Here is a 20,804-nt window from a genome sequence, read left to right as displayed (position 1 = left end):
CAGTGTCGACACAGTTCCATATCCGGTTCGACGATTTGCAGCTGAATCGATATTATATAGCTATCATCATTCCTCACACCAGACAAGGATTGTCGGCTTTTGACAATGCTGCTTCTGCCTTTTACGGCATCCTAAATGCCGCATTCACTCGGTGTTTCACCCACATCTAGGCTGATAAGCCCTGTTGCAAATGCACCCTGTCGCGGGGTAATGGAAAACTGATCAAATGGATCATTCAATGCTTATTTCAAAGATCAAAGCCGAGTCCAAAGCCATCCAAATGAGAGAAGGTGGCTCTGCTCCAAACATCTTCGATGTCTGCTCGCTCTCGTTGTTGATTGGCCCGAATGGATCGGGCAAGAGCATGCTGCTGAAGCGAATCGTGGATTTTTTTTGTGGGCGCTTTAATCAGCAGATAAGTTGCGGGTTGGAGGTAGAGCTGCAAAACAGGGAAACGTTGAGTAAATTAACCGCCTTTGAAGACTGGGGTGTCATTTACTACTCATTAATTCCCTATGCGCCGGTGTTTGGCAAGGCAGACAACTTTGTTGACGCATCCCCTCGTAGAGTTTCGCAACTGGATGTACGGGAAATCGCCAAGCATGTGCCTTTGATTGAACGATTCGGTTTCAGGCCATATCTAAAGCTTCAGGCGCAGCTTAACACCAACTCCGTGATTAACGACGTTATTGGTTTCCTCTTCCAAGAAGATTTGATCAGTGAAATATTCCCCGATCACACTGATTTTGACCAGCTTAGGGAAATCAAAAATGATTCGGCCTTCGACAGTGAAATTTTCCGCATGCGCTCTCAGCTGTACTCAACGTGTCGAAGTGAGCTCATAGATAGGTTGCTTCATACCAGCGATACTACCCTTACTTATGCCGCGCTGCTCGTAATACAAAAAATTATAACAAAAGAAAGCGCTCGCAACACCATTGTGAGTATTTGCAGTACCTACCTTGGGGTGCCTTTAAAGGTGGATTCGCCTTTCATGCAAAATAACAGTCATCGGCGGAGGCTAGAAGGCGTGGAGCGAGTAGCAAGCCTCCTCGCCCGTTCGGATTATTTTGACAAAAACAAACGGCGTAAAACAAGATTGAATTCCAAGCCGGATTTTTTTCTAGAAATGCACTTGGATGAGTATTTCGGGGGCTACAGTCACGCTAATTACACTCAATATTTTACCGCAAATCTAGAAGGCATGAGTTCTGGACAAGCGGCATTGATTTCACAGTTCTGTAGGTTATCCACCGCCTTGGTAAAGGTATCAAAAGTCAGAAGGAACGTACTGGTCCTCATCGACGAAGGTGATGCTTTTCTCCACTTGGAATGGCAACGCATCTACATTCAGCAACTCAACCAGTTCCTCGCAGATGAAAAACAAGCCCTGGGGCTCGAGGCCCTGCAGGTCATCATGACCACCCACTCCCCTATCCTGGCTACGGACGTCCCGAAACAGTTCATTTGCCAACTGGATGAGCTAGGTGGTTCTGGTGCGCCACCACTGGCATTCGCTGCGACACTTCACGCGCTACTCAATCGTTCATTCCATGCCAGGACCATCGGAGAGTTTGCCTCGCAGCGCATCAATGAACTGATCGAAAACCTGAAGCAAGGCAGGTTCAGCGAACGAGACCGCGCGATCATGGAATGCATTGACAATCCGTTGATTCAAGACGAGCTAAAAAGGCTGATGGCACAAGGGGTGAATGAGTAAATGATCATCTCCATTTCGGACAACTGGAGTGATGCCAGAGCTCAGCATGATGTTTTTTTACAGGCGATTATCGACAGGCACAAGAAAAAGCTGTCCAAAAGATGCGGCCCACCCACGCTCACCTATAGTTTTCTTGTTGAAGTGGAGTCGTTACTGCTCTCCACTCAACAGGCCGATCTGATCAGCAGTATCGATATTTTTCTTGATTATAAAAAACGTGCCGGTAGTTTTCAGGTCCAATTCATCGCCAACCTGCAAAGTATTTTCAACTACAAGACGTTTACCGAAAAAAAAGATGGTTGGGATGCTTACAAACTCTGTCAGAAATCCAAGATAAAAGTCTGCCCTTATTGTCATCAAGTGGATATCATCACGGTCGTTGACGAAAAAACCAAGAAAGCATACCGACCACCGCTAGACCATTTTTACTACAAGAATGAATATCCACATTTGGCCTTGACGCTGAGCAACTTGGTTCCCTCTTGTACGCCCTGTAACACCAATTTGAAGGCGGTTTCAGATTTCTACCTGAACCCTCATTTGCACCCCCTATACGATGACGAAAAAATCGAGTTTGGACTACACCATCCTTTCGCCAATGCGTACCTGCTTGACATTCTTGGGAGCGACCCTGAAAGCGTTACCATCAGTGTTGACACAACGACACCCGGCTGTGCCGCGACCCGCAGATCTCTCGAAACGTTTGTGATGGCCGAACGTTATAAGCAGTCATCAACCATGGCCGTGGAGTACGCGAAATCCAAGCTGGACTGGGAGAACTTGAGGTTAAATTTGCAGATAAACCTGATGACGACGGATGAGAAAACGCTTACACGCTTTGACCGCAAGACCTACCGTAGTCGCCCGCTGGGCAAGCTGTTCGCGGACATCCATGATCTGATAAACCGTTTGAATTGACCGCCCACTCCCTAGCAGACACTGCCTATAGGGGGCTTTATCGGAGCGGGCGGGGCGCTGATCCGCCCTATCCGTCAAAAGCGCGACTCTAGACCGCGGCGCCTATTTCGCGGGTACAGGCCTGTTGGGGCTATTGCGAGCCTTCAAAATAGGCCGGCCCTGACAAAGGCCACGCTCGGTGATTTTCTTGAGCGGTCGTGTAAGCACAGCCGCCTGGCCCGCAGACGGATCAGGGAACCTCTCGTCCATCTTGTACTGCTTGCCCTCCTCGTGTCGTATTACCGACCCTACTTTCTCGACCTTTGCGGCGAGCTACCGTTACGTCTGCGTCCTGGCTTGGATCCGTTCCCCACGCTCAATCAGTTGTCCGTTCAGCGCTAGATAGTCCCGTTTAGCAACGCGACGCGGTAAATCAGAAAAATTCTTTCCGGTTGATGCGTTACTCGTGAACAACTATTCATGAACTCGCGAATAACCTAGCTCTGATTAAGTCTTTATTTGTCAGATAGTTAAATGCATCATCAACATCTGACATAGCCCATAGGTTAAATCATGTATTACGCTAAGCGTCCTGGCAGTGTCAGGAGCATGACTACAAAGTGTTGTGCCCGATCGTTGAGTCGATACTTGGGTGACCACACCGGGCTGTAGCCGATATTCCCAAAAGACGCTCCAAAACTTCGCGGGCAAGACCTTAGCCCCCTAATGACGCCCGATTATCAGATAAACACTCTCGGACAGTGGCCCGGGCCTGAGCTCCTAACACCATCGGTGCTGGTTTATTACGCATGGGCGTGAATACTTCGATTTCACCGCATCATGCTCCAACACCACCAACAACGAGCAACGAGCAACGAGCAACGAGCAACGAGCAACGAGAATCCCTTCCAAAACCTGCATGGGCCTACATTGATCGCACCAGAAAGAACGACGCGTACCGGATTCGTATTTGTGTACGGACAGCCAAAACTCCCTACGTCGAACGGAACTAGCTATGCCAATTTCGAGTTGCAGAACCTGGGCATGATTGACGTCAATTACGACTGGCCATTGCCTTCCAAATATGACAAGTAGCGGGTATCTCAGTCTGCTTCCCGGTACTCGATAGCTGGCGTTCGGGGCTGCGGCGCTACCAAGTCAGCCCCTACGCGCTCAAGACATACCGGTAAGCGTTACCTAAGCAAAACCAGTCATGGTATTCAGGCTAGCCTCCCTTCCCCATCAGCTTAGCGATCCAGTCATACGCCCCAACCGCCTTGTCCACGACATCTCCCGAGGTATTCACAAATTCCAGGACTGACTTGAGGCGAGTCAGCTGGCTTCGGTTGATTCGGGTAGTGGCGACTTGCTTAGCTGGCAAAAGACCTTGCAGACCTTCGAACAGCTTGTCGCGGCTTTCAACCCAATGCTGTGCCAGTTCCGTCACTGATGGGATAAAGAGCTCACCACGCTGAAGCTCAATGATCGGAGCCCGAAGGCTATCTAGCTCCGTTGCCAGTTTGAGCAGGCGTGCGACCTGCTCGTCTCTGAGAAACTTTTCAGAATCTTTGAAAGAGAACCGCGCAAGTAGGCTTTCAAGGATAACGCGCCCCTGACAGCCTTGACCCACGTAAGACGCTACCATCCGATGATCTTCTTCGTTCCCATTGTGCCGACGAAGCACCTGATCCAAGATTTTGGATATCTGGCCTGCTTTTGCACCAATGCTGGCGACGAGATCTTGGAGTCGTTCCAAGGGTTTAGGCAGATGGGCTGCCATAGCTGAGATTTGCTCCTTGAAATTCGGGGCGCCATCCACAATCTTGCGGATCCTCACTAGAACTTCCTTGAGTTCTTCTACAGTCCAGTCCTTTCCTAGGGAAAGGACAATGGATTCGTCCACTCCATGCACGACCAAGCTTAGGCAAGGCAGATCCTCGGGGCCTACCTTGAAAATCTCCATGAACTCAGGGACGAACCTTGCCAGCCCTCGTGCTGAGGTCCGCGCTACGTGATCTCGGTGGTTTGCCCAGTCATCTGTCAGATCTCGAAAGCCCGTGGTGTCTCGCAATGGAAAAGCAGTGCCTGAAAACGCCCCGACCTCCCCCATGCCACGGTCAAGCCCCACAGCTGAATCTCCATTGGGATCGAGCAAGATGAAGGCTACTTCGCTGCCGAGCCAAGCGTCTGCCGCTGCAAAGCGGAGAGTCAAATCCTTCAGCTTCTGCTGATCTTCCAATTCTGGAGCCAGCATGACACACATGATTCGCTGGTTTTCTTGCCTTGTGTGGAACCAGTCTACAAGCTCTTGTGGCGTTGCGGAGGTGATCAGCATGAGGCTTCCTTTTTAGTGCACAGTCAGATCTGTGTTCCGTGGCAGAGAGTGGTGTCGCCCAGCGCAGCCTGGCGAAAATCATTCCTCCCTGAATGCAGTAGCTTTATGCCATGAAAGCCCGGTTCAAGTCAGCAGTTTGGCCATGCCTTTCGTAAGTTCTTCGAAGGGGTTCACCACGGCTCAAGATTATTTCAGACGATACGCAGTCGAGACGAGCCCAGCCACTTTTGCCTTACCTCGGGACGGCATCTGAGGCTCACCGTCAGTTCGAGGATCACCGAGATCATCCCAATAGGGAGGCGCGCCGATCGCTTTGATGAAGTAGTCCCACACCACACGGACCTTCTGAGACCGCAGGCGATTCTCCGGGGAAAGCAGATGGATCTGGCTCGGCGTTTGCTCCACCGATCCCTGCCAATCAGGTAACAGCCGAATGAGCTGCTGGCTTATGAAGCTCTCGCGACTAAAGAGCCAGGACGGAAAAAACACGATCCCCCTGCCCGCCAGCGCAGCCTCCACCAGCACCTGCCCATTGTTACTTCTGAGCGGACCATGGACGTCGATGATCTCGGGTTTGTCGCTGCCAGGCTTTCTGAAATACCAGCGCTGCGCCCCGCCGGTTCCCTTGTAGACCAGGCAGGCATGATTCTGCAGATCCGCCGGCGACGCGGGTTGGCCATGCTTCGTTATGTAGTCCGCACTGGCGCACAGAACGTATTGCTGATCGCAGATTTTCCGGCCGATCAAGCCAGAGTCGCCCAGGTGCCCGACCCGGAAGATGATGTCAGCGCCCTCCTGAACCGGGTCGATAAAGGCATCGGTGACCGTCAACTCGACCGTCAGTTCGGGATACTTGTCATACAGACCGTTCAACAGTTTGACGATGTGCAGACTGCCGAACGCGACCGGCGCGTTGATCCGTACAAGTCCACGCACCTCGCCACCCTTGCCGGTTATTTCCTCATCAGCCGCATCGAGCAATTCCAGCACTTCGCGGATCTGCTGGTAATAACGCTCGCCTGCATCCGTCAGTTTCACTGCGCGGGTGTTTCGATAAAGAAGCTGCTGCCCCACCTCTCGCTCGAGCGCCGCGATGAAGCGCGAAACGGAGGATGCCGGCACTTGGAAGTGCCGAGCCGTCGCCGAGAAACTGCCAGTCACGGCAACCATGGCGAAGTACCGGTGCGCTTTGAGGTGCATGAGGAATTCCGATCATCAGGGACAGTTGGTTTGCACTAAAACAGAACTTCGCCTGCTTGTCCTCTCGCAACATCCTTGCAGGCCTGTTTGCAGCCGACATGAAAAAGCAGCCGCCCCGAATAACGGTGAAGGCTGCCAGTGCTTCAGCGGCTACTTAGCCTTTATAGGGCGGGTAATCGACATAACCCTCGGCCCCGCCGCCGTAAAAGGTTTCGCGCTTGGCGTCGGTCAGAGGCCAGTTGTGCTGCAGCCGCGCCACCAGATCAGGGTTGCTGATGTAAGCGGTACCGAACGCGGCGAGGTCGATGATGCCGTCATTGATCAGATCGTCCGCACGCTGGCGCGACATGCCGCCCGCCAGAATCAGCGCTGTGGCCGGCAATTTCGACTTGAAGGTCGACAGCAACTCAAGGAAGGTTGCCTTCGGCCCGCCGCCACCGCCCTCAGTACCCGGAGCAGGAAAACCGGACTGATCCATCACATGAACGTAGGCCAGTTGCCGCGCACCAATCTCTGCAGCCAGCGCGGTGTAGGTTTCATCGATTTGCTCGTACAGCGGCATATCGAACAACTGACCGTACGGCGAAATACGAATGCCCACCCGACCCGCGCCAATCCGCGCGACTACAGCATCGATCACTTCCAGGGTGAAGCGCAGACGATTTTCCAGTCGATCGGCCGAGTACTGATCGGTTCGATCATTGACCAGCGGATTCATGAACTGCTCGAACAAATAGCCATTGGCACCGTGAATTTCCACGCCATCGAAACCCGCCTCAATCGCGTTTTGCGCAGCCTGTGCGAACTCACCGACGATCCGCGAAACCTCAGCCGTTTCCAGTTGACGGGGCGCCGGCGGCGCTACCAGTGCCGGCTTGCCGTCGGCGTCGTAACCGAACGCTGTCGCGCCGACGGCTTGCTTCGAGGTAGCGCTCACCGGCAGTTTTCCACCGTCCTGGATCGACGGATGCGAAACGCGGCCGACGTGCCAGATCTGCGCAAACATCTTGCCGCCCACGGCATGCACCGAGTCGGTGGTCAGACGCCATCCAGCGATCTGCTCGGCATTAAAGATGCCGGGATTGAACAGATAGCCCTGTCCTTCACGGGAAATCGGCGTGCCCTCGCTGACGATCAAGCCTGCGGTAGCCCGTTGCGCGTAATACAACGCCACGCGCTCATCGGCGGCATCATTGGGTGCACGCGAACGGGTCAGCGGCGCCATGACGATGCGGTTTTTGAGCGTAGTGTCGCCCAGGCGAAATGCTTCGAAGAGTTTCGACATCAGAATTTTCCAAGGTTGATCAACTGAGACGACGATCAGCGCAGTGACAGGCTAACGATGTGGACTGTCTCGAACTCGCGCCAAAGGCCTGATGAGTTGCAGCAATGGATTGATGCTAACTTTTGATATTGACGGCAACAATCCGCCGGAATCGCAAATGACTATTGCTTTTTTAGCAACGCGCTTTTGGCGAACCTTGCTGATACTCCCGAGGCGTACAGCCCAACTCCCGGCGGAAAACCGTATGCAGATACTGCGCAGATTTAAACCCACAACTGCGCGCAACGTCGGCAATCACCGAGTCGGTACTTGTCAGGCCCTTGGTCGCCGCTGCTAGTTTGAAACGCAGGATCTCGTCATGCACGCTGCAGCCTCGCTCGGCGCGGAAATGCGCTTCGAGTGATGAACGCGACACACCGACATACGCCGCCACCTGCGCCGTTTTGATGCCCTGGCAAGCGTATTGACGGATGAACAGCAGCGCTTGCATGACGTAGGGATTGCCCAAAGGCTGGTGCAAGCTCGACACCTGCACGTTGACCGCATCGGGAGGAATCAGGATTTGTGTACCGGTGGACGGCATGCCATGGAGCATCTGATGGAGTAATTGCGCGGCGGTACGGCCCATGGTTTCTGTGCCCTGAATGACCGAGCTCAGCGGCACGCGGGTCAGGCTGCGGGTCAGCGGGTCGTTGTCGATGCCGATCAAGGCCACTTGCTCCGGTACGGCGATGCCGGCAGTCAGGCAGGCTTGCAGCAGTTGCCGGGCGCGGGCGTCACTGACGGCGATGATGCCGATGGGTTTGGGCAGGCTGTGCAGCCAGGCGATCAGTTGTTCGACGGCGCTGTCCCACAGCGGTGCGCTGGTGCCCATGCCGCGATAGATTTCGCCGTGCAGGCCGTCGCGTTTCATCAGTTTGGGAAAGGCTTTTTCGCGCTCCTGAGCCCAACGATTGGCCTGCGCTTCCGGCAGGCTGAAGCAGGCAAAACGTTGCAGTCCTGCCTCTATCAAATGCGTGTAAGCCAGTGTCATCAGCGCGTTGTTATCGGTGGCGACGTAGGGAATCGCTTTCGGATAGGCGCGCTTATCCTCGTACGAGCCCCCTACTGCTACCACCGGCATCTGGATATCGGCCAGCGCCTCGCCAATCAGCGGATCGTCGAAATCGGCAATGATGCCGTCGCCCTGCCAGCGCTCGATGCCTTTCAAGCGACAGAGAAAATCCTCTTCGAGAAACAGGTCCCAGGAAGCACGAGTGCTGCTGAGGTAGTTGCCGATGCCACTGATGATGCCACGGTCGTAGATCTTGCTGCCGTTGAACAACAGGGCGATGCGGTGAACAGGCGGTACGGTTTTCATTGTTTTTATGCTTGTCCCGGGCCCCTTGTCACAGAGGCGATTGGCACAGACTAGGCGCCTGGCCGAAGAAGCTCAATACGCAAAATCGCACCCTGTGTTGATGTTTTTCATAATCAGCAGGGTCGGGGCCGTTGCTAGTATCGAGACACCGCCAAGAACAACAAGGACAAGGTCCATGCAGTATTTCCCCGATGTCGATGCGATTCGCTACGAAGGTCCAGACAGCGATTCTCCCCTCTTCTTTCGTCACTACGACGCCAACAAACTCATCCTCGGCAAACCCATGCGCGAACACCTGCGCATGGCCGCCTGTTACTGGCACACGTTCGTTTGGCCGGGCTCCGATGTGTTCGGTGCGGGGACGTTCAAGCGCCCATGGCAACACGCCGGCGACCCGATGGAACTGGCGATCGGCAAAGCCGCAGCCGCTTTCGAATTCTTCTCCAAACTGGGTATCGACTATTACTGCTTCCATGACACCGATGTCGCCCCGGAAGGCAGCTCTCTGAAGGAATACCGCAACCACTTCGCGCAAATGGTTGATCACCTCGAGCAACACCAGGAAGCCAGCGGCATCAAGCTGCTGTGGGGCACCGCCAATTGCTTCAGCAACCCGCGTTTCGCTGCCGGCGCCGCGAGCAACCCCGATCCGGAAGTGTTCGCCTGCGCCGCTGCTCAGGTGTTCAGCGCGATGAACGCGACCCATCGCCTGAAAGGCGCCAACTACGTGTTGTGGGGCGGTCGCGAAGGCTACGAAACCCTGCTCAACACGGACTTGAAGCGTGAACGCGAACAGCTCGGCCGCTTTATGCGCATGGTGGTCGAGCACAAACACAAGATCGGCTTCACCGGTGATCTGCTGATCGAACCCAAACCGCAGGAACCGACCAAGCACCAATACGATTACGACAGCGCCACCGTATTCGGCTTTCTCCAGCAGTTCGGACTGGAGCACGAAATCAAGGTCAACATCGAGGCCAACCACGCGACACTGGCTGGGCACAGCTTCCATCACGAGATTGCCACGGCCGTCTCGCTGGGGATTTTCGGCAGCATCGACGCCAACCGCGGTGATCCGCAAAACGGCTGGGACACCGATCAATTCCCCAACAGCGTCGAAGAAATGACCCTGGCCACCTATGAAATTCTCAAGGCCGGCGGATTCAAGAATGGCGGATTCAATTTCGACTCCAAGGTTCGCCGGCAAAGCCTTGATCAGATCGATCTGTTCCATGGCCATGTCGGCGCTATGGACGTTCTCGCCCTGTCCCTGGAACGCGCAGCAGCCATGGTGCAGAACGACGAACTGCAACGGCTCAAGGATCAACGCTACGCCGGTTGGCAGCAGCCGCTCGGGCAGGCGGTGATGGCCGGTGACTTCAACCTTGAGTCGTTGGCCGAGCACGCGTTCACCAACGAGTTGAACCCGCAAGCCGTCAGCGGCCGCCAGGAAATGCTCGAGAACATCGTCAACCGCTTTATCTATCGCTGATCACACAGGGAGTCTGCGGGCGCATCGACGCGGTGACATTTCTACGACAAATCTGTGCCTGCGGCGTCTGCGGATTCTCTACAGTTTTACCAGCCCGATACTCATCGTCAGGCCGTGTCTTTCCAAAAACAATAAAAGGACGCCCCACCATGAAGAACGTAAAACGCACGCTGTTGGCCACTGCTCTGGCCTTGCTGTCTCTGCCGGTGCTGGCTGACGCTGCCCACCCGAAAATCGGTTTTTCCATTGATGACCTGCGTCTGGAACGCTGGTCGCGTGACCGTGATTACTTCGTCGCGGCGGCAGAAAAAATGGACGCCAAGGTCTTCGTGCAATCGGCGGATGCCAACGAGCAGAAGCAGATTTCCCAGATCGAAAACCTCATCTCCCGAGGCGTCGATGTCATCGTCATCGTGCCGTTCAATGCCACGGTGCTGACCAACGCGGTGGCCGAAGCGAAGAAAGCCGGGATCAAGGTCGTCTCCTATGATCGGCTGATCCTCAACGCCGATGTCGACGCCTATATTTCCTTCGATAACGAAAAAGTCGGCGAGATGCAGGCCAGCGGCGTGCTGAATGCCGCGCCCAAGGGCAATTACTTCCTGCTCGGTGGTGCGCCCACCGATAACAACGCCAAGATCCTGCGTGAAGGCCAGATGAAAGTGCTGCAGCCAGCCATCGACAAGGGTGATATCAAGATCGTCGGCCAGCAGTGGGTGAAGGAATGGAACCCGACCGAAGCGCTGAGCATTGTTGAAAACGCCCTGACCCGCAACGACAACAAAATCGACGGCATCGTCGCCTCCAACGACGCCACGGCCGGCGGCGCGATTCAGGCACTGGCGGCGCAGCAACTGGCCGGCAAAGTGCCGATTTCCGGGCAGGACGCTGACCTTGCTGCAGTCAAACGTGTGATCGCCGGCACGCAAACCATGACCGTGTACAAACCGCTGAAACTCATCGCCAGCGAAGCCGCCAAGCTCTCGGTGCAACTGGCGCGCAACGAAAAACCCGCCTTCAGCTCGCAGTACGACAACGGCAGCAAAAAGGTCGACACCATCCTGCTCACGCCCACCCCGCTGACCAAGGACAACATCGACCTGCTCGAACAGGACGGCTTTTACACCAAGGCGCAAATTGCTGGGAAGTAATCTCCGGTAATGCGAAAACCCCTTGTGGGAGCGAGCCTGCTCGCGAATGCGCTGTGTCAGTCAACGAAGCATTGTCTGAACTGACGCTTTCGCGAGCAGGCTCGCTCCCACAGGTTTCGTGGTGTGTGAGTCTTTGATATACGAGCCCTGTCCATGTCCGACTATCTGCTGCAAATGAACGGCATCGTCAAAACCTTCGGCGGTGTCAAAGCGCTCAACGGCATCGACATCAAGGTCAGACCCGGCGAGTGCGTTGGCCTGTGCGGCGAGAATGGCGCCGGCAAGTCGACGCTGATGAAGATCCTCTCGGCGGTCTACCCGCACGGCACCTGGGACGGTGAAATCCTCTGGGACGGACAACCGCTCAGGGCGCAATCGATCAGTGAAACGGAAGCCGCCGGTATCGTCATCATTCACCAGGAGCTGACGCTGGTGCCCGATCTGTCGGTGGCCGAAAACATTTTCATGGGCCACGAACTGACGCTGCCCGGCGGACGCATGAATTACCCGGCGATGATCCATCGCGCCGAAGCGCTGATGCGCGAACTGAAAGTCCCCGACATGAACGTATCGCTGCCGGTTTCGCAGTACGGCGGCGGCTATCAGCAACTGGTAGAAATCGCCAAGGCCCTCAATAAAAAGGCCCGTCTGCTGATCCTCGACGAGCCTTCATCGGCCTTGAGCCGATCGGAAATCGAGGTGTTGCTGGACATCATCCGCGACCTCAAAGCCAAGGGCGTTGCCTGCGTCTACATCTCACACAAACTCGATGAAGTGGCCGCCGTGTGCGACACCATTTCGGTGATCCGCGATGGCAAACACATCGCCACCACCGCCATGGCCGACATGGACATTGCGCAGATCATCACGCAGATGGTCGGGCGAGAAATGAGCAACCTCTATCCCACCGAACCACACGACATTGGCGAGGTGATTTTCGAGGCCCGTCACATCACCTGCTACGACGTCGACAACCCCAAGCGCAAACGGGTCGACGACATTTCCTTCGTGCTCAAACGCGGCGAAATCCTCGGCATCGCAGGGCTGGTCGGCGCCGGCCGTACCGAACTGGTGACCGCGCTGTTCGGCGCTTACCCCGGCCGCTATGAGGGCGAAGTCTGGCTCGACGGGCAAGCCATCGACACGCGCACGCCGCTCAAATCAATCCGTGCCGGCCTGTGCCTGGTGCCGGAAGACCGCAAGCGCCAGGGCATCATTCCGGATCTGGGCGTCGGCCAGAACATCACCCTCGCCGTGCTCGACAACTACTCGAAACTGACCCGCATCGATGCCGAAGCCGAACTGGGCAGCATCGATAAGGAAATCTCACGCCTGCACCTCAAGACCGCCAGCCCTTTCCTGCCGATCACCAGCCTGTCGGGTGGCAATCAACAAAAAGCCGTGCTGGCGAAGATGCTGCTGGCCAAACCCCGGGTGCTGATTCTCGACGAGCCGACCCGAGGCGTGGACGTCGGCGCCAAATACGAAATCTACAAGTTGATGGGCGCGCTGGCCGCCGCCGGCGTGTCGATCATCATGGTCTCGTCGGAGCTGGCCGAAGTGCTCGGCGTTTCCGACCGGGTGCTGGTAATCGGCGAAGGCCAGTTGCGCGGCGACTTCATCAACCATGATCTGACACAAGAGCAGGTGCTCGCCGCCGCACTCAGCCAGTCTGGCAGACATAACAATAATGATCGGAAATCCGCGTAAATGAATCAGGTCAAACAACTGTTCACCCGCTACAAAATGCTCGCGCTGGTGTTTGCCGTGGTGCTGATCTGGCTGTTCTTCAGTTGGCAGACCGAGGGTGGATTCCTGACCCCGCGCAACCTCTCCAATCTGCTGCGCCAAATGTCCATTACCGGGATTCTTGCCTGCGGCATGGTGCTGGTGATCATCAGCGGCGAGATCGATTTATCGGTCGGTTCATTGCTCGGCCTGCTCGGTGGCCTCGCGGCGATTCTTGATGTGGTCTATCACATTCCGCTGTTGGCGAATCTGAGTCTGGTCGCCTTGTGCGGCCTGATCATCGGCCTCGCCAACGGCTACATGACGGCTTACCTGCGCATACCCTCCTTCATCGTCGGTCTGGGCGGCATGCTGGCTTTTCGCGGGATACTGCTGGGGATTACCGGCGGCACGACCATCGCACCGGTGTCGCCGGAGCTGGTTTACATTGGCCAGGGTTACTTGCCCCACGCGATCGGCACTGGCCTCGGCGTTCTGCTGTTTGCGCTGACCGTGTTCCTGACCTGGAAACAACGGCGCAATCGCGCCCTGCACGGCCTCGCGGCGCATTCATTAGTGCGTGACGTCATCCGCGTGTTGGTGATCGGCGCCGTACTCGCCGGCTTCGTGCAGACGCTCAACAGCTACGACGGCATTCCAGTGCCGGTCCTGTTGCTGCTGATTTTGCTGGGCGTGTTCAGCTACGTCACCAGTCAAACCGTGTTCGGTCGTCGCGTCTATGCCGTGGGCAGCAACATGGAAGCGACGCGCCTGTCCGGGATCAATGTGCAGGCGGTGAAGCTGTGGATTTTCGGGATCATGGGCGTGATGTGCGCCCTCGCCGGCGTGGTCAACACCGCGCGCCTGGCCGCCGGTTCGCCTTCAGCCGGGAGCATGGGCGAACTCGACGCCATCGCCGCGTGCTTTATCGGCGGTACTTCCATGCGCGGCGGTTCCGGCACGGTGTACGGCGCCCTCCTCGGCGCGCTGGTCATCACCAGCCTGGACAACGGCATGTCGATGCTCGACGTCGACAGCTATTGGCAGATGATCGTCAAGGGCAGCATTCTGGTGTTGGCGGTTTGGGTGGATGTGAGTACGCGGACCGGGCGACGTTGAGCCGCAAGCATCACGCTGCGGGCGTGGTCGCGGGCGCCGGGCTGAGAATTTCCATCAGGAAATCGATAAACACATTGATCCGGCTGGAGCCTCGGTGATTGGGTAAATACAAGGCGTTGATGCAGGTGCTGGCACTGCCGGGATTGACCTCGTAGTGCTCAAGCAATCGGGTCAACCGGCCGGCTACCACGTCGTCGCGCACCAGCCAGTCGGCCAGCAGCGTTACCCCGCCGCCGCCGATAGCGGCTTCGCGCAGGATGTCGGCGTTATTACTTTGCAGGCGCCCGTGGACATTGAGCTGAATGGGCGCGTCTTCATTCTGAAAGGTCCAGTGCTGGTGTGTGCCGCCGTAATCGAAACGCAGGCATTGGTGCTCAAGCAAATCCCGTGGATGACAGAGCGCCGCGCTACGCGCCAGATACGCCGGACTGGCTACCACCCAGCGTTCAAACTGCCCCACGCGTTTGCTGACGATGTCTTCACTGACCACCGACGACCCCAGTCGCACCGAAACATCGATCTGCTCGCTGAGCAGGTCGCTGACCTGATCGCTCAGCGACAGACTGATCTCCAGACCCGGATGCCGCTCAAGCAAGCGGCTCAGGTGCGGCGCGATCAGGCGTCGGCCGAACTCCACCGGCACACTGATGCGCAGACGGCCCTGCGCTTCGGCGCCACGATCGGCGACAACGGCATCGGCCTCGTCGATCGCGTCGAGAATCGCCACGGCTTTTTCAAAATAGGTCTGGCCGGCAACGGTCACGCTGGTGTTGCGCGTGGTGCGATTGAGCAGGCTCGCGCCCAGCTCGTGTTCCAGCCCCGCCACTTGCCGTGTCACTGACGACGTTGAAATCCCGAGTTTGCGCGCTGCCGAGGAATAGCCCCCGCAGCGCACGGTTTCCACAAACATCTTCAGTGCCAGCAACTTGTCCATAAGCGGGGTCCGGTCGAAAGGGAACGCGGATGATTGTGCATCACTGTTCGCCCTTCGTCTTGTGCCGCCGTGCTCGCCCGCACCTGTTGGCTGTTCAGACATCGGCCTTGCGGCTCAGGAACAACCCGAGCGCCAGCGCTGGCAGCAGCGCCACCGCGACGGCGGACAGGTTCCAGCCGAAATGCTCGTACAGCGGACTGGCGACCAGCGAGCCTACGGCGCCGCCGACGAAAATGCTGGTCATGTACACCGCGTTCAGGCGCGCACGGCTGTGGGGATCAAGGGCGTAGACCTCACGCTGGCCGAGCACCATGTTCAATTGCACGGCGAAATCCAGCAGCACCGCGCACACCACCAGCCAGACATAGCCGCTGCCCGGGAGCGCGGCGATCAACAGCGAAACCGGCGCCAGCAACAATGCGACCAGCGTGCCGCGCCGACCATGCCCGGCATCCGCCAGACGCCCGGCAATAGGCGCCGCAATCGCACCCACCGCACCGACCAGCGCGAAGATCGCCACGTGGGCCTGAGTGAAGCCGTGGTGACGCATCAGTTCAATCGGCGCGAGGGTCCAGAACAGACTGAAACTGGCAAACAGCAAACCCTGATACAGCGAGCGCTGACGCAACAGCGGATAGCGTCGGGCCAAGGCAAACACCGAACCGATCAGCGCAGCATAGGTGGCTTTATGTGTCGGCAGCCGACGCGGCAGTGCTACGGCGGTAATCAGCGCGATGACGGCCATCAGGGCCGCCGCGCTGTAAAACACCCCGCGCCAACCGAACACTTCAACCAACAGGCTCGACAGTGGCCGCGACAACAGAATGCCCAGCAGCAGGCCGCTCATGATATTGCCGACGACGCGGCCACGACTGGCCTCGGGCGCCAGGTGTGCCGCCAACGGCACCAGAATCTGCACGGCGACCGAGGTCAGACCGATCAATAAAGACAACACCAGGAACATCGACGGTGAATGGGTCAGCCCGGCGCACAACAGCGTGACGCTCGCCGCCAGGGTGAAACCGACCACAAGCCGGCGGTTTTCCATCAGATCGGCCAGCGGCACCAGCAGCAACAGGCCCAGCGCGTAACCAAACTGCGTCAGCGAAACGATCAGGCTGGCATTGGCGCTGGACAGACCGATCTGCGGTGCAATCAGTTCGACGATCGGCTGCGCGTAATAAAGATTGGCCACGACCGCGCCACAGCAGAATGCCAGGAACGCGACCATCAGGCCGGAAAGTGAAGTTGGCTGTTCGGCATTCGCCGCAACGGCCGGATTGCCCGTGAGCATGATGACACCTCATTGAGTTCAGGAAAGTGCTGCCAAGGCTACGGCCCTGTGGCGATGCGCAGAATCCACGCGGCGGGCAATGCACTGATGCGTCCGGCGCAACGGCGCAAGCGTTGCTTCTCGCGCAACGCGCTGTTGCGTGCGCGGGTGATTCTCCCGTGAGGACGGTTTCTCTACGCTTTCGCCACTGGCGTCGTAGTCCCCATCGACGCCCTTTTCCGGCTGTCACAAGGAGCGTTGTCATGACCCGTATCCCATCCGTTCTGCCATTGCCTGCCGCGTTTTTCTCCGTCTCATGAACCGCCACCTCCTGAAGTCCAGAACGCTATGGATCAGCGTGGCCGTCGTCGCCGTGCTCGGCCTGATCGGCGCCATATTGCTGATGTGGCGCCCGGCAATTAGACCGATCGAGCGCCCGACGCTGTTCGATACTGCGCAGTTGCAACGCGGGGCGCGGGTGGTCGAGGCCGGCGATTGTGCGGTCTGTCATACCCGCCCCGGTGGTGAATATCTGGCCGGCGGGCTGCCGCTGGTAACGCCGTTCGGCACGCTGTACAGCACCAACATCACCCCGGATGTAGAGACTGGTATCGGCCAATGGTCACTGCCGGCCTTCGAGCGGGCGATGCGTCAGGGCATCGCTCGCGATGGTCACTTCCTTTATCCGGCGTTCCCCTACGTGCACTACCGGCGCATGAGCGCAGCAGACATCGCCGACGCTTATGCCTACTTGATGAGCGGCCCTGCCGTACACGCGCCGGCCGAGCAGAACCAGATGAACTTTCCGATGAACATTCGTCCGTTGGTGGCGTTCTGGAACCTGCTGTTCCTGCACGGTGAGCCATTGACGCCGCTGGCACAGCGCAGCGAAGCGTGGGATCGCGGGCGTTATCTGGTCGACGGCCCGGGGCACTGCGCCGGCTGCCATTCGCCGCTGAACCTGATTGGCGCGGAAAAATCTTCGGAATATCTACAGGGCGGCAGCGTCGACGGCTGGCAAGCGCCGATGCTGGTCGGTATGGGCCAACGCAGCAACCCGTGGAGTCGCGAGCAACTGGTGGGCTATCTGCGCGCCGAGATCGTCGATGGCCACGGCACGCCCGCCGGCCCGATGCGGCCGGTCAGCTTGAGTCTGGCCCGCTTGCCCGCCAGTGAAGCCGAGGCGATTGCGGAGTATTTGCTCAGCCTGGAAAACCCGCATTCGGTGACAGAGACGACGGCGAAGACGCCTGCCAATGAAGCGGCAGACCACTCGACCGGCGCCCTGCTCTTCAGCAGTGCCTGCGCCGGCTGCCATGGCCCGGCGGCGCCGATGCGCACCATCGATGGTCGCCCGGCGTTGCAAAACACCTCGGCGCTGCAAGCGGCCAGCTCGCGCAACTTCCTCAAAACCGTGCTTGAAGGCTTGCCCGCGACAGCCGGATTGCCCGGCCCACTGATGCCGGCGTTTGCCGCCAGCTTCGACAACGCGCAACTCGCTGCACTGGCCGCGTATCTGCGTCAGCAAGCCAGCCCCGATCAGCCGTGGGCCGACCTCTCTTCCACTATTGAAGCGTTACGTCAGGAGACGAAATGAGCCAGATCACCCTCAACGTCAACGGAGCCGCGCAACCGCTTGAGCTGGAGCCGGACATGCCGCTGCTGTATGCGCTGCGCAATCACTTGAACCTCAACGGCGCCAAATACGGCTGCGGTCTCGGTCAGTGCGGAGCCTGCACGGTGATCGTCGACGATCAACCGGTGTTCGCCTGCCTGACACCTTGCGCCGGCCTCGAAGGCAAAAAAATCCGCACCGTGGAAAGCCTCGGCAGCGCGGAAAAACCCGGCCCTCTGCAAGCCGCGTTCATCGAGAAACAGGCCGCGCAATGCGGCTACTGCATCGCCGGCATGCTGATGCGCGCGCAGGCGTTGCTTGAGCGTAATCGCAACCCGGATGAGGCGACCATTCGCGAGCACATGGCCGGCAATCTATGCCGCTGCGGTACGCACTTGCGGATCATCGAGGCGATCAAACAGGTGGCCGGGCACAACGGGAGCCTGACATGAGCGAGTCGAATGAACTGAATCCGAGTCGACGCGCCTTTCTGCGCGGTGGTGCGTTGCTGATGGCGTTCACCCTGATGCCGGTCGCGCGACGTGTGTTGGCGGATACGGAAGTCGATACGCTCGGCACCGTGGTCCTCGCGCCCGACCTGCCTGGCAGCCTGCGCACCAACCCGTTTCTCGACGCCTGGATCCGCATCGGCGCCGACGGCATTACCGTCTACACCGGCAAGGTCGAATTGGGCACCGGGGTGAAAACCGCGCTGCTGCAAATTGCTGCCGAACGTTTGCAGGTGCCGGCAACCGCTATCAACCTGCTCACCGCCGACACCGCGCTGACGCCCAATGAAGGCTACACCGCCGGCAGTCACAGCATTTTCGACAGCAGCACCGCGTTGTACAACGCCGCCGCACAGGTACGCGAAATGCTCGTCGATGCCGCCGCGCGCAGTTGGCAGGTTGATGCAGCGCTGCTGAGCACCCGCAACGCTGTGATCGAGGGCCCGGCCGCTCAACGGATGAGTTATGCCGACGCGGTCAAGCATGTCGATGTGCATCAATATGCCAAGGCTCAGTCACCGGCGACGGCTGCCGCTGATTTCAAACTGATCGGCCATTCGTTGCCGCGCCTCGACATCCCGGCGAAGGTCAGCGGTGGCGCGGCATTCGTCCAGGACATGCGCCTGCCGGGGATGCTGCATGCGCGGGTGATCCGCCCGCCTCGTCCGGGCTGCACGTTGCAAGCATTCGACGCGGCGTCCATCGAAGCGCTGGCTGGCGTGGTCAAGGTGATCCGCGACGGCAACTATCTGGCGGTGGTCGCCGGTGATGAGTGGCAAGCGATCAAAGCCATGCGCCGTGCCAGCGAGGTGACGCAATGGAGCGGCGGCGAGGCGATTCCCGAGGCTAGCGAGATTCATGACCTGCTCAAACGCCTGCCCTCACGGCGCTATCCGATCAGCCACAGCGGCACGCCGAGCGGCGTGGCTGACACGCGTTTTCAGGCGCGGGTCACCAAGCAATACCTGATGCATGGCTCGATCGGCCCGTCTTGCGCAGTGGCCTGGTTCAAGGACGGCACGCTCACCGTCTGGACCCACACCCAGGGCGTTTACCCGCTGCGCGCCGGCATTGCCGAAATGCTCGGCCTGCCGCCTGATCGGGTGCGCTGTATTCATACCGAAGGCTCAGGGTGTTACGGCCACAACGGTGCCGATGATGCCGCCGCCGATGCGGCATTGATTGCCCTGCGCGTGCCCGGTACGCCGGTGCGCGTGCAATGGATGCGCGAACAGGAAAATCTTTGGGAGCCATACAGCTCGGCGATGGTCACCGAAGTTGACGCTGGTCTCAGCCACGGCCGTTTGCAGGATTGGGCCTACGAACTCTGGACCACACCGCACAACGAACGCATCGTCAACGCCGGGCGTCTGCTGCCGGCACGCTTGCTCGCGCGGCCTTTCGCCTCGGCGCCCTCCGTGCCGATCGCCCAGCCCGAAGGCGATGGTGATCGCAATGCGGTGCCGCTGTACGACCTCAACTCGACGCGCATCAACATGACCTTCGTCACCGAAATGCCCTTTCGCACCTCGGCCATGCGTTCGCTGGGTGCGCACATCAATATCTTCGCCATCGAGGCGAGTATCGACGAGCTGGCGATCAGGGCCGGCATCGACGCGGTCGCCTTGCGTCTGGCCCATCTCAGCGACCCGCGTGCTCGCGCGGTGGTAGAACGTGTGCGTGATGAGATCGGTTGGCCGCAAAAAAGCAGCGAGCCCGGCGCGGGTATCGGTTTCGCCTTTGCTCGCTATAAAAACATCATGGGTTACTGCGCCATCGCGGTGAAACTGCGCGTGCATCCGCAGACCGGCGAGATCCGCATCGACCACGTGGTGACGGCGGTGGATGTCGGCCAGATCGTTAGCCCCGACGGCCTGCGCAATCAGGTCGAGGGCGGCATCGTGCAGTCCGCGAGCTGGACCCTGTATGAAAAAGTCGCCTACGACGCAGGGGGCATTCGCAGCTACGACTGGGGCGGTTATCCGATTCTGCGTTTCACCCAACTGCCGAAACAAGTCGATGTGCATTTGCTCGACCAGCCGGGACAACCCTTCCTCGGTGCCGCTGAAATCGTTCAGGGGCCGATGGCCGCCGCCCTTGGCAACGCCGTCGCCAACGCCACCGGCCGGCGCTGGCTGAACCTGCCGCTGACCCGTTCCAACCCGCCCGCCTGAGCCACGCCCGTG

At 58.3% G+C, this 20,804-nt stretch carries 15 protein-coding genes; 9 read left to right on the top strand and 6 right to left on the bottom strand.

The window, feature by feature from the left end; all coding sequences use genetic code 11:
- Nucleotides 1-238: 238 nt before the first annotated feature.
- Together VY732_RS14580 and VY732_RS14575 are read left to right on the top strand one after the other, a co-directional pair.
- Entirely contained in the window at nt 239-1,720 is a 1,482-nt protein-coding gene (locus VY732_RS14580) for an AAA family ATPase (RefSeq protein ID WP_331695799.1), read from the top strand.
- Entirely contained in the window at nt 1,721-2,638 is a 918-nt protein-coding gene (locus tag VY732_RS14575) for a hypothetical protein (protein WP_331695798.1), read from the top strand.
- Between the two features lie 1,204 nt (nt 2,639-3,842).
- On the opposite strand, the gene VY732_RS14570 is transcribed toward VY732_RS14575, so the two are convergent.
- The 4 genes from VY732_RS14570 to VY732_RS14555 all read right to left on the bottom strand — a co-directional run bounded on the left by VY732_RS14570 (nt 3,843) and on the right by VY732_RS14555 (nt 8,797).
- Nucleotides 3,843-4,952 (bottom strand): hypothetical protein, encoded by a 1,110-nt coding sequence (locus VY732_RS14570; RefSeq protein WP_331695797.1) that lies wholly within the window; start codon nt 4,950-4,952, stop codon nt 3,843-3,845.
- 186 nt (nt 4,953-5,138) lie between these two features.
- Nucleotides 5,139-6,152: a LysR family transcriptional regulator gene (locus VY732_RS14565; protein ID WP_331695796.1), complete on the bottom strand. Its 1,014-nt coding sequence runs from the start codon at nt 6,150-6,152 to the stop codon at nt 5,139-5,141.
- Nucleotides 6,153-6,306: 154 nt separating this feature from the next.
- Nucleotides 6,307-7,437, bottom strand: a complete 1,131-nt coding sequence (locus VY732_RS14560; protein WP_331695795.1) for an alkene reductase — start codon at nt 7,435-7,437, stop codon at nt 6,307-6,309.
- Nucleotides 7,438-7,609: 172 nt separating this feature from the next.
- Nucleotides 7,610-8,797, bottom strand: coding sequence for a XylR family transcriptional regulator (locus VY732_RS14555; protein ID WP_331695794.1), 1,188 nt, complete (start codon nt 8,795-8,797; stop codon nt 7,610-7,612).
- Nucleotides 8,798-8,972: 175 nt separating this feature from the next.
- Between VY732_RS14555 and xylA the strand changes: the two genes are divergently transcribed.
- The 4 genes from xylA (at nt 8,973) to VY732_RS14535 (ending at nt 14,287) form a co-directional block, all read left to right on the top strand.
- Nucleotides 8,973-10,289, top strand: coding sequence for a xylose isomerase (gene xylA / locus VY732_RS14550; protein ID WP_331695793.1), 1,317 nt, complete (start codon nt 8,973-8,975; stop codon nt 10,287-10,289).
- A 149-nt stretch (nt 10,290-10,438) separates the two neighbouring features.
- Nucleotides 10,439-11,440 (top strand): D-xylose ABC transporter substrate-binding protein, encoded by a 1,002-nt coding sequence (gene xylF / locus VY732_RS14545; RefSeq protein WP_122598279.1) that lies wholly within the window; start codon nt 10,439-10,441, stop codon nt 11,438-11,440.
- Between the two features lie 153 nt (nt 11,441-11,593).
- Complete coding sequence (gene xylG, locus VY732_RS14540; protein WP_331695792.1) at nt 11,594-13,150, top strand: D-xylose ABC transporter ATP-binding protein; 1,557 nt, start codon at nt 11,594-11,596, stop codon at nt 13,148-13,150.
- Complete coding sequence (locus VY732_RS14535; RefSeq protein ID WP_331695791.1) at nt 13,151-14,287, top strand: sugar ABC transporter permease; 1,137 nt, start codon at nt 13,151-13,153, stop codon at nt 14,285-14,287.
- 10 nt (nt 14,288-14,297) lie between these two features.
- Here the strand turns inward: VY732_RS14535 and VY732_RS14530 are convergent, their stop codons facing one another.
- Nucleotides 14,298-15,221: a LysR family transcriptional regulator gene (locus VY732_RS14530; protein ID WP_331695790.1), complete on the bottom strand. Its 924-nt coding sequence runs from the start codon at nt 15,219-15,221 to the stop codon at nt 14,298-14,300.
- A 94-nt stretch (nt 15,222-15,315) separates the two neighbouring features.
- Nucleotides 15,316-16,515 (bottom strand): MFS transporter, encoded by a 1,200-nt coding sequence (locus tag VY732_RS14525; RefSeq protein WP_127927645.1) that lies wholly within the window; start codon nt 16,513-16,515, stop codon nt 15,316-15,318.
- A gap of 337 nt (nt 16,516-16,852) precedes the next feature.
- On the opposite strand from VY732_RS14525, the gene VY732_RS14520 reads away from it, so the two are divergent.
- From VY732_RS14520 to VY732_RS14510, 3 genes are read left to right on the top strand one after another with little or no spacing between them, the layout of a single operon-like run.
- Nucleotides 16,853-18,091: a c-type cytochrome gene (locus VY732_RS14520; RefSeq protein WP_442968567.1), complete on the top strand. Its 1,239-nt coding sequence runs from the start codon at nt 16,853-16,855 to the stop codon at nt 18,089-18,091.
- Complete coding sequence (locus tag VY732_RS14515; RefSeq protein ID WP_331695788.1) at nt 18,088-18,561, top strand: (2Fe-2S)-binding protein; 474 nt, start codon at nt 18,088-18,090, stop codon at nt 18,559-18,561. Before VY732_RS14520 ends, VY732_RS14515 begins: the two co-directional genes overlap by 4 nt.
- Nucleotides 18,558-20,792, top strand: coding sequence for a xanthine dehydrogenase family protein molybdopterin-binding subunit (locus VY732_RS14510; protein WP_331695787.1), 2,235 nt, complete (start codon nt 18,558-18,560; stop codon nt 20,790-20,792). Before VY732_RS14515 ends, VY732_RS14510 begins: the two co-directional genes overlap by 4 nt.
- The last annotated feature ends 12 nt before the right edge of the window (nt 20,793-20,804 follow it).

This window comes from Pseudomonas sp. ZY71 (assembly GCF_036542145.1).
GTDB lineage: Bacteria > Pseudomonadota > Gammaproteobacteria > Pseudomonadales > Pseudomonadaceae > Aquipseudomonas > Aquipseudomonas koreensis_A.
Note: the sequence above shows the minus strand (reverse complement) of the source record. Positions and strands in the feature narration are given on the sequence as shown.